The following is a 12,818-nucleotide window of genomic DNA, read 5'->3' as shown; positions in this document are numbered from 1 at the left end:
ATCCCCTTGGAAGTCAGTCGTTGCGAAAGTGACCGTTCAGACGGTCAGATCCACCTCGTCGCGGACAAGATCGCGGACGGCCAGCGCCGTCTCCTGCGCCTTGGCAAGCGACCAGCGGACGCGCGTCGCATACTGCATTGCGCGGCCGGATAAAACGATCTGCTTCGTCGCACGCGGCTGAAGCCGCCCTTTTTCAAGGTAAACCGAGGGTTCCAGCGCGATTTCCACCGCGCCGTCAAAGCGAAACACCCAGATTTCGCCGGATCGCAGCGCCATCGACACCGCCGTGCCGCCCATATCCAGCGCCACGTCAACCTCTGGGTGCAAATGGAATCGGACCTCGAAGGGCAAGCCAGCCAGCTTCATCGTGTCCATCGCGCGGTCAAAACGTTTCTTGGACGGCGCATCGAGAGCCACCAGATAATCCTCGCCCCGCAACGAACGCCCGTCCATCGACAGTTCGAGACTGCGCGCATGCGTCAGCCCCTGCACGGTGACGTAGCCATCATGCCCGCCTTCGAACCGCAGCGATTCCGGCAGGTGGCTCATCTGGACGGGGACATGCCGGGGCGCATCCTCTAGCAATTCACGGCGCGCATCCCCAAGCCAGCGCGGCGCGCCCAACCGGGCCGAGGAATAGCCTTGCAGGCACAGTGTCGAATGCGATGGCGTGGCCCGTCCGGCGCGGCGCCAGTCCTCGCCAAATCCGCCCCCGGACCCGCAGTTGACGATCAAGGGCCGTCGTCCCGAGGTGAGCTCAAAGGCCAATGTCGAGGCGTGCGCATGGGCCGAGGCCGCACCCGAAGGTGGCGGCGCCGCATCGACGATCACCGAGGTGCGCAGCGCCGACAGCCGCGCAAATCCCATTGCCAGCCCTTCGGCCTGCCGTTTCTTGTTGCCAGAGGCCGCAAGCGCCCGGTCCAGCCGCCCCTCCAGTCCGCGCCCGCCACCGTGAAACCGCGCAAGGCCGCCATCGGCATGACGCAGAGTGCGCAGGGTCGGCGCGATGCGCCCGATCGCCTCGACATGGCGCTGGTCCGGCTCAAGGTCCGCTTCGTGCAGCGTTTGCTGTGCCCAGGTCAGCAGGGTGAAAACTTCCAGCAGTTCTTCGGGGTTGCGGGTTGGAATGCCGCCCTGTTCGTCGACCTGTTTCGCGCAATCGCTGCCCAGAGCCTCTCGCGCCGGGGCGACATGCGCCTCCATCCCCTGCAAGGAAAGGCCGGCATACAGCAGCCCGGTCATCGCCTCGAAACGCGGAAGGCCCGGCGCGGCCACATGGGCGCGCTTGGCAAGGAAACGGGTCTGCGCCGCAAGCGCGGCGTAAAACGCCTCGCTGTCCTCGGCCTTGCGCCCGCGCAGCAGGAACAGCGCGTGATGCACCCAGCGGATCACCCGCCGCCCGGTCAGTTCCGGCGTCCAGCCCGGCCCGCGTCCGTGGCCATATCTCTGGATCCACTCCCACAGCCATTTCTGCGCCAGCGCGCGGGCCTTGGTATCGCCCACCGCCGCAAGGTCATCCAACCAGCCAAAGCCGTGAATTTCCTCCTCGTAGGCAGAATCCGGCACGTCGATCGCCCAGATCGACCGGCCCTCGGACTGAACAAGATGGCCTGCGAACATCAGGTTGCCCGCCAGCATCTGACGTCCACGCGCGAAAAAGCCAACGGTGCGCGGTTCGGGTTGTGAAACGAAACCTTCGGCCGGACGGCTACTGGCCGCCATGCGTGCCTGCATACGGTTCATCATCCGCGCATGCGCGGTCCGCCAATTTCGCGCCGTGGACATGGCCGGTGCTCTGCTAAACTGCCTCGGGTCGCCCGTTTCGGGCTTGTTGCCGACAGGATACATGCCCGCCGGGCGGAAGTCACCACAGAGTTAGCCGCGCTGCAAAAGCGCCATGTAGAAACCGTCCATACCGCCTTTGGCCGCCCAATAATCGGGCCGGAGGCGCAGCCCGCCCTCGTCAGAGCGCCAGCGGTCCTCGATCCACGGAAATTCCGGCGCGATGACCTTCAGGTCCGGATGGCGTTCCAGCGCCTCGTCAATATGGCATTCGCCTTCGTCGGGGATCAGCGAACAGGTGGCAAAGACCAGACGCCCGCCGGGTTTCAGCAGGCTCAGCGCATGGTCCAGCATGGCCCCTTGCAGGCCGATCAGCTCGGTGATGCGTTCGCCTTCGTGAGCATGGGGCAAATCGGGGTGACGGCGGATGGTGCCCGTGGCCGAACAGGGCGCGTCCAGCAGGATCGCGTCATAAAGACCCTGATGTTCCATCGCGTCGCCCGCCACCAGTTGCGCGCTCAGCCCGGTGCGGGCGAGGTTTTCCTTCACCCGGGCCAGTCGCGCCTCGGACAGGTCCAGCGCCGTGACCTCTGCCCCGGCGGCGGCCAGTTGCAGGGTCTTGCCACCGGGCGCGGCACACATGTCCAGCACCTTCTGCCCCCGCACATCCCCCAGCAGTTGCGCCGGAAGGGCGGCGGCGGCGTCCTGCACCCACCAGTCGCCTTCGGCAAACCCGGGCAAGGCGCTGACCTGCCCCGCCTGCCGCAGGCGCACCGATCCGGTCGGCAGCAGTTCCCCCTCCAGCGGCGACAGATCCGCGCCCGGTTTCGGCGTCAGGTCCAGGGGAGCGCCTTCGAAATGCACCCGTTCCATATTGGCCACGGCCTGCGGCCCCCAGGCCGCCACCAACGGGTCACGCAGCCAGCGCGGCAGGCGTGGGATGCGCAGCTTTGCCCAGGCTTGCGGCCCCTCTTCGGCCACCTTGCGCAGGACCGCGTTGACCAGCCCGCGCGCGCCCTGCGTGCGCTTGCCCGCTGCGGCAATCTCGACACAGTCGCTAACCACGCCATGCGCGGCACCACCTTGGCACAGTTCGACCGCGCCCAAACGCAGGATGTTCATCACCCGCGGTACAGGTTTCTTGCGCAGATGCGGTTTCAGGATCTTGTCGGCCCGCTCCAGCCCCCGCAACACATCCGAGGCCAGCCGTTGCGCGGCGGCACGGTCCGCCGGGGCCAGCGCCTCCAGCCGGTCGTTTTCCGACAGGGGACGCCCCTGTTCCGTGACCTGATCCAGCAGGTCGACAGCGGCAAGGCGGGCCGGGCTGGGGGCTTTGGACATGGGTTCTCTCCGATGAGGCGTCAGGCGGGCGGGGTTGCCCATGAGACCGGCGGGCGTATATCAAGCCCCATCAGACGAGGAAAGCCCATGTCCGACACGCCCGATACGCCGAAACAGGATCTTCCCCCCGCCGCGCAGCGCGCGCTGGCCGAGGCCGCGGAGCGCCGCGCCAAGGCCGAGGCCGCGGCGCAGGCCCTGCCCAAGGAACTGGGCGGCCGCGACGGCCCCGATCCGGTGCGTTACGGCGACTGGGAAAAGAAGGGCATCGCCATCGACTTCTGACGCCGGCCGACACCCTCAGCCGAACCACGCCCCCGCGCCCCCGTTTCGGGCAGGGCGCGCGGGTGGGCGGGTGGGGCGTCGCTCTGACCGGGGCGGGGGCGCGGGGTTATTTCAGACCCAGAACATCCAGCATGTCGTATTCGCCCGGTCCCTTGCCCTGCCCCCAAAGCGCGGCCTTAAGCGCGCCTCGCGCAAACAGCGCCCGGTCCGAAGCGATATGCTTGATGACGATCCGCTCTCCGGCGGCGGCAAAGATCACCTCGTGCTCGCCAACGACATCGCCGCCGCGAATGGCGTGAAAGCCGATATCGCCTTTCTTGCGGGCACCGGTGATGCCGTCGCGGCCACGGTCAGACACATCCGCCAGCGACACGCCACGGCCTTCGGCCGCCGCCTCGCCCAGCATCAGCGCAGTGCCTGAGGGCGCATCGACTTTCTGGTTGTGATGCGCCTCGACGATCTCGATGTCCCAATCCTCGTCCAGCGCCGCCGCCACCTGACGCGTGACCGTGGTCAGCAGATTGACGCCAAGGCTCATGTTTCCGGCACGCACGACCACCGCATGACGTGCCGCCAGCGCGATCTTTTCTAGGTCGTCCTCGGCCAGCCCGGTGGTGCCGATCACATGTACCACACGCGCCTGCGCCGCCAGTTCCGCAAAAGCCACGGTGGCCGCGGGCGAGGTAAAGTCGATCACGGCATGGGCGCGGGCAAATGCCTCCAGCGGATCGTCAGACACCATGACGCCCAGCGCCGCGCCGCCCATGGCAAGTCCAAGATCCTGACCGACCCAAGGGTGCCCGGGCCGTTCCAGCGCGCCGCACAGATGCAACCGTTCATGCGCCGTGACCTGCCGCACCAGCATCTGCCCCATCCGGCCCGACACGCCGGTCACCACTACGCCGTAATCCTCCATCGTCCCCGCTCCTTTGCGCATCTCTTGCGCCCCTGTTACCGCCCCTCGCGGGCAATTGCACGCCCCCGCGCGGGCGCTTGGCAAACCGGCGCGGCAGGACTAAGTCTTGACCCATGGCACGTAACAGATTCCAAGAGGGCTCGGGCCCCAGCCAACGCCAGCTGAGAGTGGCAGAACTGATCCGCCGCACACTGTCAGAGGTGTTGCAGCGCGGGGATATCCACGATCCAGAGCTGAACCGGCTTTCGATCACCGTGGGCGAGGTGCGCGTATCGCCCGATCTCAGGGTGGCGACAGCCTATGTCGTGCCACTGGGCGGCGAAAAACAGGATGACATGTTCGACCTGCTGCACCGCAATCGTTCGGAACTGCGCCGCGCTGTGTCGCGCAATCTGACGCTGAAATTCGCGCCTGAGCTGCGGTTCCGTCTGGACGAGACCTTTGACCACCTCGACGACGCGCGCCGTCTGTTCGCCGACGAAGCCGTGCGGCGCGATCTCGACGACTGAGCCGATGCGCCGACTTGCCGCCTGCCTTGCCCTTTTGACCGTGGCGCTGACCATTGCGCCACCCGCCCGCGCGGTCAGCTGTCGCGACATGGATCATGACGGCAATTCCTATGTGATCTGCGAGGTCGATCCCGGCAAGGAAGACCTGCGGTTGTTCCGCACCGACGGCGACGGGCAGCCCTACGGTCATTTCAGCGTGCTGAAATCCGAGCTGGCTGACCAGGGACAGGACCTGCTTTTTGCCATGAATGCGGGCATGTACCACGAAGACCGGTCCCCCGTGGGCTATTACGTCGAGGACGGAAACGAAGAGATGCGCGTGCTCTCTGGTCCGTCCAAAGGCAATTTCGGGCTGCTGCCGAACGGGATCTTCTGCATCGGGCAAGGGTGGGCCAAGGTGGTCGAAACGCGCGATTTCCTTGCCAGCGCGCCGCGTTGTGACTTTGCCACCCAGTCCGGGCCGATGCTGGTGATCGACGGGGCGCTGCATCCCCGGTTCCTGCCGAACAGCAGCTCGCGCTATATTCGAAACGGGGTCGGCACCTCGGCGGACGGGCGGCGGGCGGTCTTTGCGATCTCGCAAAACACGGTGACCTTCCATGAATTCGCACGCTTCTTTCGCGATGCGCTGAAACTGCCCAACGCGCTGTTTCTCGACGGCAATATCTCGCGGCTTTATGCGCCCGAACTGGGCCGTGCGGATCTGGGGCGGCGAATGGGGCCGATCGTGGCCGTGACGAAAGCCCTGCCCTAGCCGCGCCAGGACAAGCGCTCAGCCTTGCCTCTGCCAGCAGAGCGGCTTACCTCGGGAGGACAGCAATTCCGAGGCCCCCATGTCCGATACGCCCCAGACCCTTGCCAATGCCCTGCTTGATGCCGCCCGCAAGGCGGGTGCCGATGCCGCCGATGCCCTGGCGGTCGAAGCGGCGGCCCAATCCATCGATGTGCGCGGCGGCGTTTTGGAACAGGCAGAGCGCGCGGAATACCGCGACCTGAGCCTGCGGGTCTTCCTTGGCCAGCGCAGCGCCTCGATTTCCGGGTCGGACATCCGCCCCGAGGCGATGGCCGAAATGGCCGCCCGCGCCGTCGCCATGGCGCGCGAAGCTCCCGAAGACCCCTATGCCGGGCTGGCCGATCCCGACCAGATCGCGACGGAGTGGGACGTGGACGCGCTGGAACTGGCCGATGACACGCCCGAACCCGCCCCGTCGGATCTGGAGGAGGACGCCCGCCGGGCCGAGGCTGCGGCGCTTGCCCATCACAGCATCACCCGCATCGACAGTGCCGCCGCACAATATAGCGCACAGCGCATTGCCCTTGCGGCCACAAACGGATTTGCGGGCAGCTATGCGCGCACCTCGCGGTCGCTCTACTGTGTCCCCATCGCGGGTGACGGCCTTGGGATGGAACGGGACAGCGACGGCGACAGCCGTACCTTTCAATCCGATTTGCGCAACGCCGAAGACATCGGTGACAGCGCCGCCCGGCGTGCGCTGGAACGGCTGAACCCGCGCAAACCCAAAACCGGGGCCTATCCGGTTCTTTTCGACGAACGGGTTTCGGCCTCGCTGATCGGGCATATGGTGGCCGCCGCCAATGGCGCACAGGTGGCACGCGGCCAATCATGGCTGCGCGGCGCGCTTGGCGAACAGATCCTGCCCGAGGCGCTTGACCTGATCGAAGATCCGCACCGCCCCCGCGCCAGTGCCTCACGCCCCTTCGACGCCGAGGGGCTGCGCACGCGGCGACGGGCCGTGATCGAAAAAGGCGTGCTGACGGGCTGGACACTTGACCTTGCCAACGCGCGCAAGCTGGGCATGGAAAGCACCGCGAACGCGGCACGCGGCGGGGCCTCTGTCTCGCCGGCGGCTTGGAACCTTGAGTTGACGCAGGGCGAACACAGCCGCGAGGACCTGATGCGCCAGATGGGCACCGGCCTTCTGGTGACATCGATGATCGGGTCCACCATCAACCCCAACACCGGCGATTATTCGCGCGGCGCGTCGGGCATGTGGATCGAGAACGGCGAACCGGTCTACCCGGTGTCCGGCGTGACCATCGCCGGGAACCTGCGCGAAATGCTGCGGACCATCGTGCCTGCGAATGATGCGCGCGGCTATCTCAGCCGCGTTGTCCCCTCGCTGCTTGTCGAAGGGCTGACCCTTGCCGGCGAATGACCTCGACCTTCTCATCGACGCAGCCCGCGAGGCGGGCAAGGTCGCGAAAGGTTTTGTCGGCCATGACCTTGGCGTTCAGCACAAGGCGCATGACAACAGCCCGGTGACCAAGGCCGATCTGGCCGTGAACGCCCTTTTGGCCGAGAAACTGCGCGCCGCGCGTCCGCATTACGGCTGGCTTAGCGAAGAAACGCCGGACGACACCGCGCGGCTGTCATCCAAGCGCGTCTTTATCATCGATCCGATCGACGGGACGCGCTCTTTCATTGAAGGAGAGCGGACATGGGCCCATGCGCTGGCAGTGGTCGAACATGGCGAGGTTCTGGCCTCGGTCGTCTATCTTCCGATGATGGACCGCTTGTACGCTGCCAGCCTTGGTGGCGGGGCGCGGCTGAACGACCGGCCCATCACCGCAGGTACGGAAATTCGCCCGGCCAAGGCCGAAGTGCTGGCCACCCGGCCCAGCCTTGATGCCCGCCATTGGCCCGGCGGCCTGCCGGATCTCAAACGCAGCTACCGCCCGTCGCTGGCCTATCGCCAGAGCCTTGTGGCCGAGGGGCGCTATGACGCCATGTTCACCTTTCGCCCGACATGGGAATGGGACATCGCACCAGGCGCTTTGATCCTGTCGGAGGCAGGTGCGCGGATCACCGACGGGCGCGGCGCGCCCCTGCGGTTCAACGCACCGATACCGCAGGCGGACGGGTTGATCGCGGCCAACCCGCGCCTGCACGCGGCCCTGATGGATCGCCGACGGTAACGCCTAGGCGGCAGAGGCGCGTTGAAACAGCGTCTTCCAGCTGTCCGCACTGGATGTCAAAGACTCGCCCAACGCCAGAACCTCGCTGCCCTTGCGGGCAAACTCGGACAGGGGGGCATGGGTGCTGGTGCCGCCAGCCTCGGCAATCAGCAGCAAACCCGGAGCCGCGTCCCAAAGGTTCAGATGACGTTCATAGTAGGCATCCGACCACCCTGCCGCCACGGCCAGAAGCCCGACACAGGCCGCGCCGCTGCGCCGATAATCCGCGCCACGGGCAATCACACCTTCGATGTGGCGCAGATGTTCGCCCAGGTCGATCCGCGCGGAATATCCCAGCTGCACCAATGCGATGGACGGGTTTCCCAGCGCCCGCAACGGTGCCCCATTCAAGAACGCGCCCTCACCGCGACGCGCCGTGGCAACGCGGTTTTGATCCGGCAAGGCAATCACGCCCTCGGTGATCTGGCCCAACCGGACGCGGGCGATGCAGACTCCCCAGTCCGGCAACCCCTTGAGGTAGTTCGTTGTCCCGTCGATCGGGTCGACAATCCAAAAGCTCTCTGCCGGTTCGCCGCCTTCTTCTTCGCCAAGGATGGCATCCTTGGGATAGGTTTCGGCAATCCGCGTGCGGATCAGCCGTTCGACAGCCTGATCCGCATGTGTAATGAAATCCATCGCCCCCTTGGTGGCCACGAAATCCTTGGGCGCTTCGGCGCGCAGCCGTAGGGCCAGTTGTCCCGCCTCTTGCGCAAGCTCGGTGGCGAATTGCAGGGCGCAGGTGGCGGTCATGTCGGGATCTTTCTGGTCGTAGCCCGGTGGACCGGGCGAATGGTGATATGGCGGGTTTCATGCGGGCGCGCCGGATCGGCGATCCGGTCGACGATCAGTTTGACCGCCTCGGTTGCCGCATGTTCGGTTTCCTGATGCACGGTCGACAGATCGTTGGACAGCCATGCCGCCTGTGGAATGTCATCAAAGCCCAGCACCTGTACCTGTTCGGGCACGGTAAGCCCGTGCCTTACGCGCACCCCGTCCAGAAAACCCAGCGCCAACAGGTCAGTCGTGCAAAAGACCGCGTCGGCCTTGCTTGTCGCCATATAGGCCTCGGCGGCTTCCAGCCCGGCCTCGTAAGACTGGTCTTCGACCTCGATCACGTCGACCGTATGTCCGGCAGTGCGGCAGTTGTCGGAAAACGCCTGCGCCCGCCCAAGAACCGAAAAGGTTCGGTCACGCGGTTGCAGGACGGCAAAGCTTTGCCCGCCCCGTTCGCGCAACATGTCAAAGGCCATCCGACCGGCGGCGGCGATGTCGATCAGAACCCGGTCGGCACCGTCAAGGCTCGCGTCGCGGTTGATCAGGACGACCGGAACATTCAGTTGAGCGCATTCTTCGATGATGCTGCTTGAAGGCGTGCCGGAGGTGATCATCATGCCCGACACGGAATAGTTCAGCAGACGTTCCACAAGACCCGCCTGATCCTCGCCGCCCTCGGTGGTGACAAGGATCGGGGTAAAGCCGTTGGCCAGCAACTCCCCGGCCGCCGCCCGCACCTGCGCCGCCCGGTAAGGCGTGTCCAGCCGCGAGGCGACGATACCGACCAGCCCCGAAGAGCTGGTCTGAAGGCTGCGGGCAAGGAAATTGACGCGGTAGCCAAGCTGGCGTGCGGCGTCGATGACCTTTTGCCGGGTTTCGTCCGACATGCGCCCCTGACCGGACAAGGCGCGCGACACCTGCGAGCGATGAACGCCGGCCAGCTTTGCCACGTCGAATGAGGTTGGTTTCCTTGGGGTGTCAGCCATGTGCGGGGAATGTCTCGATCAGGAAATCCCGGAACAGGAAAGGAAAGTGCAGGTTCACGATGTCCGGTCTTGCCTCTGCGATCTGTTCGAATTTCTGACGATCCCGCCCCATGTAGGCGAACATGGAACGCAAGCCCAGATCGCGGCACCGGGCGATGTCAGCAAGATCGTCGTCATGCACAAATTCGATCACCTCAGGCGACCAGACTTGCGCATCCTCCAACGATGGCACGTCCTGCCGCCGGACAATCAGGCGTGCTTCGGGGGCAAGCTGCCGCAGGGCACGCAGGCGATGCACGTCATAGGCCCAGAACAGGCAGCGATCCATCATGCCGTGGGCGCGGACCTCATTCACCACGGCCTCTGCCCCGGCATGTTTGAGTTCGACATAAAGTTCGCCGCCGTATTGCCGCGTGATGTCAAGGATCTGCGCAAACGTCGGGATCGGCTCGCCGGTAAAGAAGGCGTCCGCGTGCCGCCCGGCCTCCAAGGCCTGCAACTGCACAAGGCTGTGCCAACTGGCCGCGCCCCGACCGTTGGTGCAGCGGTTCAACTCGTCGTCATGAAACAGCACAAGATGGCCATCGGTGGTTTCTTGCAGGTCGATCTCGACCCGTGTGAACCCGGCGGCAAAGGCACAATGGGCGGCAGGGGCGGTATTCTCGGGGGCAAATTCACACGCGCCGCGATGGCAGGTGAATTCTACCGGCCACTCCGTCGGCGACCGAAACGGATGCACCAGTTCGGGCCGGTCGGAACAGATCCCCAAAACAGGTAATTCGCGCAATACCGCCATGCGCTCGGGGTCTTCCTCGTGCCATAGCACGACTTTCTGGCCGTTGTCCTCGGCCCGCGCAAAGAACGCGGGCGTAAGTTCATCCTGCGGGCGGTCCATGTGCTCCCAGCAGAGGTGGATCACATCCGCGCCTTTTGCATGCTCGAACGGGTCCGCGCCAAGCGGCACCAGCACCGAACGCGGATAGGGGCAGTCCGCCTCGACCAGCATCTGCGCGGCGGCGGGATCGAAGGCCCCAAGAATGGCGCGGGTGATGCCATGCGCCTTCAGCGCCTCCATCACGGGCAGGGTCGCGGCGCTGTCCTTGATGTCGGCATAGATCCCGGCATCCTTCCGGACAGCCAGTTCAAGGATCTGAGCAAAGGGAACGGCGGGCACGTTCTGCGCCCGGGCCTCTGCCGCGATCTGTTCGGCTGTCAGATCAGCCAGCTTTTGCCCGTCCGGGAATGCGGCGTCGTGATAGGTGATCAACGTCCCGCAGGCGGCGCTGCGAATGTCGACCTCCCAGAAATCCGCGCCCAGTCTTGCGGCCTTTTCATAGGCTTCAAGGCTGCAATCTGCGGCATAGGCGCTGGCCCCGCGGTGGGCGATGGAATAGGGGCGCGAAGGAGATTGCCAGTCGGTCACAGCCGTGCCTCCGATCCGTCGAAACACAAGAGCGCCGAGGGATCATAGCCCCAGTCGATCTCTTGCCCGAGGCTGATCCCCGATCCTGAGGATTGCACCGAACGCACCAGCCTGCCCGACGGCAGGGTGACGTCGAACAGATCCTCGCGTCCCTGTGTTTCGATAAATTCCACCCGGCCTCGCAGGCCGCTGCCAAACTGCGGGCCGACATGTTCCGGGCGCAGGCCGATCTCGGCACAGTTTTGCGGCGCGCCAAAGCCGGGCAGATCGCCGGGGGTGACAAAAGAGATCGGGGGGTTGCCAAGGAACCCCGCCACGAATTTGTTGCGCGGGTTGCGGTACATTTCGACCGGCGTATCCATCTGCACGATCCGCCCGCCGTTCATTAGCGCGATGCGGTCACACATCGACATGGCTTCGACCTGATCGTGGGTGACAAGGATCGCGGTCAGTCCGGTTTCCTGCTGGATGCGCCGGATTTCAGACCGCATTTCCAACCGGAGCTTGGCATCGAGGTTCGCCAGCGGTTCATCCAGCAACAGGACATCCGGCTTGCGAACCAAGGCCCGCGCAAGCGCGACCCGCTGTTGCTGCCCGCCCGACAGTTGCGCCGGGCGGCGTTGCAGCAGCGCCTCGATATGGACCAACTCGGCCATTTCGTGAACGCGGGTCTTGATCTCGGCCGGGTCGATCTTTTGCACTTTCAGCGGAAAGGCAATGTTGTCGAAGATCGTCATGTGCGGATACAGCGCGTAGTTCTGGAACACCACGCCCACGTTGCGCTGTTGGCTGGGCAGATGCGACACATCGCGATCCCCAAACATCAGCCGCCCTTCGTCGATGCGGTGGATGCCGCAGATCGCAAAAAGCGTCGTCGACTTGCCGCAACCGGACGGTCCCAGCAGGGCAATCATCTCACCGCTTTCGACTTGCAGGTTCATCTTGTCGATGACGGTGTTGCCATCGAAACGCTTGGTGAATTCAATCAGGTCGAGTTGCATCAGCCTTTCGAACCTCCGCCGTAGATGTTCATGAGTTTGTTCTGGAAGATCACGTAGATCACCACGACAGGCAGGGCGTAGAACAGGCCCACCGCCTTGAAGAGATCAAAGTCCGCCTTGGTATCGTCGAGGATCAGGGCCTGCATGTAGGTCGCAAGGACCTGCGCTTCGGCCCCCGGCGCCAAAACCAGCGGCAAGACGAATTCCGACCAGCCGGACAGGAAGGAAAAGATCAGGATCGCCATCAGACCGGGCTGCACCTGCGGCAGGACAAGCTGCCACCAGACGCGGAACCGGCTGGCTCCGTCCTGCACGCCGGCCATTTCGATTTCCCACGGGACGGTGTCGTAGAAACCCTTCATGATCCAGATGCCAAAAGGCAGTTCCAGCGCGGTCTTGACGATGATGACGCCAACCAGCGTGTCATACAGTCCAAGGATCTGGAGGATCAGGAAGATCGCGATGATCAGCGTCACGGTCGGAAAGGCGTGCAGCACGATCAGACCGGCAAGAAAGAATCCCCGCGCCGGAAAGTTCAGCCGCGACAGCGCATACCCCGAAGTCAGCGAAACCGCCGTCACGATTGCCGCCGTGGTGGTGGCAAAGATGAAGGTGTTCAGCGTCACCTGCCAGATACCCGCGCGACCGCTGTCCAGCTCTTCCCAGAGAAAGCGGAAATGCTGGAGTGTAAAGCTTTCGGGGATCAGCGACCCCGGTGTCTTGACGGTAAAGCTGTCGATCAGCTGGAAGGCGAACATGATGACCAGCGGCAGCGAAAAGACCGTCAGGACCACCAGAACGGGCCAGTTTCTGAAGTTGTGTCGCATG

At 64.8% G+C, this 12,818-nt stretch carries 13 protein-coding genes; 5 read left to right on the top strand and 8 right to left on the bottom strand.

Translation table 11 applies throughout. From position 1 onward, the window contains the following. Positions 1 to 36: 36 nt before the first annotated feature. A complete protein-coding gene (locus tag KJP30_RS18045; RefSeq protein ID WP_218450723.1) occupies positions 37 to 1,785 on the bottom strand; it encodes a heparinase II/III family protein in 1,749 nt (582 codons plus the stop codon). 90 nt (positions 1,786 to 1,875) lie between these two features. Continuing rightward, positions 1,876 to 3,123, bottom strand: coding sequence for an RsmB/NOP family class I SAM-dependent RNA methyltransferase (locus KJP30_RS18040; protein ID WP_218450722.1), 1,248 nt, complete (start codon positions 3,121 to 3,123; stop codon positions 1,876 to 1,878). An 87-nt stretch (positions 3,124 to 3,210) separates the two neighbouring features. Between KJP30_RS18040 and KJP30_RS18035 the strand changes: the two genes are divergently transcribed. Continuing rightward, on the top strand, positions 3,211 to 3,405 hold the full coding sequence (locus KJP30_RS18035) for a DUF1674 domain-containing protein (RefSeq protein WP_218450721.1): 195 nt from the start codon (positions 3,211 to 3,213) through the stop codon (positions 3,403 to 3,405). Positions 3,406 to 3,511: 106 nt separating this feature from the next. Here KJP30_RS18035 and dapB read toward each other — a convergent pair whose 3' ends face one another. Beyond that, on the bottom strand, positions 3,512 to 4,342 hold the full coding sequence (gene dapB, locus KJP30_RS18030; protein WP_425515720.1) for a 4-hydroxy-tetrahydrodipicolinate reductase: 831 nt from the start codon (positions 4,340 to 4,342) through the stop codon (positions 3,512 to 3,514). Between the two features lie 92 nt (positions 4,343 to 4,434). Here dapB and rbfA point away from each other — a divergent pair, with 92 nt between their 5' ends. From rbfA to KJP30_RS18010, 4 genes are all read left to right on the top strand, one after another. Next, positions 4,435 to 4,830: a 30S ribosome-binding factor RbfA gene (gene rbfA / locus KJP30_RS18025; RefSeq protein ID WP_218450720.1), complete on the top strand. Its 396-nt coding sequence runs from the start codon at positions 4,435 to 4,437 to the stop codon at positions 4,828 to 4,830. 4 nt (positions 4,831 to 4,834) lie between these two features. After that, positions 4,835 to 5,584, top strand: a complete 750-nt coding sequence (locus tag KJP30_RS18020) for a phosphodiester glycosidase family protein (protein ID WP_218450719.1) — start codon at positions 4,835 to 4,837, stop codon at positions 5,582 to 5,584. Positions 5,585 to 5,663: 79 nt separating this feature from the next. Continuing rightward, positions 5,664 to 7,007, top strand: coding sequence for a TldD/PmbA family protein (locus KJP30_RS18015; protein ID WP_218450718.1), 1,344 nt, complete (start codon positions 5,664 to 5,666; stop codon positions 7,005 to 7,007). Further along, on the top strand, positions 6,994 to 7,767 hold the full coding sequence (locus KJP30_RS18010; protein WP_218450717.1) for a 3'(2'),5'-bisphosphate nucleotidase CysQ: 774 nt from the start codon (positions 6,994 to 6,996) through the stop codon (positions 7,765 to 7,767). Before KJP30_RS18015 ends, KJP30_RS18010 begins: the two co-directional genes overlap by 14 nt. Positions 7,768 to 7,770: 3 nt before the next feature. Here KJP30_RS18010 and KJP30_RS18005 read toward each other — a convergent pair whose 3' ends face one another. From KJP30_RS18005 to KJP30_RS17985, 5 genes are read right to left on the bottom strand one after another with little or no spacing between them, the layout of a single operon-like run. Further along, on the bottom strand, positions 7,771 to 8,556 hold the full coding sequence (locus KJP30_RS18005; protein ID WP_218450716.1) for an inositol monophosphatase family protein: 786 nt from the start codon (positions 8,554 to 8,556) through the stop codon (positions 7,771 to 7,773). Further along, positions 8,553 to 9,566: a LacI family DNA-binding transcriptional regulator gene (locus KJP30_RS18000; protein ID WP_218450715.1), complete on the bottom strand. Its 1,014-nt coding sequence runs from the start codon at positions 9,564 to 9,566 to the stop codon at positions 8,553 to 8,555. Before KJP30_RS18000 ends, KJP30_RS18005 begins: the two co-directional genes overlap by 4 nt. Next, the gene (locus tag KJP30_RS25185) at positions 9,559 to 10,989 is read right to left on the bottom strand and encodes a glycerophosphodiester phosphodiesterase (RefSeq protein ID WP_218450714.1); all 1,431 of its coding nucleotides are present in this window, start codon (positions 10,987 to 10,989) and stop codon (positions 9,559 to 9,561) included. The genes KJP30_RS18000 and KJP30_RS25185 overlap by 8 nt, the downstream gene beginning before the upstream one ends. Further along, complete coding sequence (locus tag KJP30_RS17990; protein WP_218450713.1) at positions 10,986 to 11,990, bottom strand: ABC transporter ATP-binding protein; 1,005 nt, start codon at positions 11,988 to 11,990, stop codon at positions 10,986 to 10,988. The genes KJP30_RS25185 and KJP30_RS17990 overlap by 4 nt, the downstream gene beginning before the upstream one ends. Beyond that, on the bottom strand, positions 11,990 to 12,817 hold the full coding sequence (locus tag KJP30_RS17985; protein WP_218450712.1) for a carbohydrate ABC transporter permease: 828 nt from the start codon (positions 12,815 to 12,817) through the stop codon (positions 11,990 to 11,992). The genes KJP30_RS17990 and KJP30_RS17985 overlap by 1 nt, the downstream gene beginning before the upstream one ends. Between the last annotated feature and the right edge of the window lies 1 nt (position 12,818).

It is taken from the genome of Antarctobacter sediminis (genome assembly GCF_019218285.1).
Lineage (GTDB): Bacteria > Pseudomonadota > Alphaproteobacteria > Rhodobacterales > Rhodobacteraceae > Antarctobacter > Antarctobacter sediminis.
This window is presented reverse-complemented; position numbering and strand designations above follow the sequence as displayed.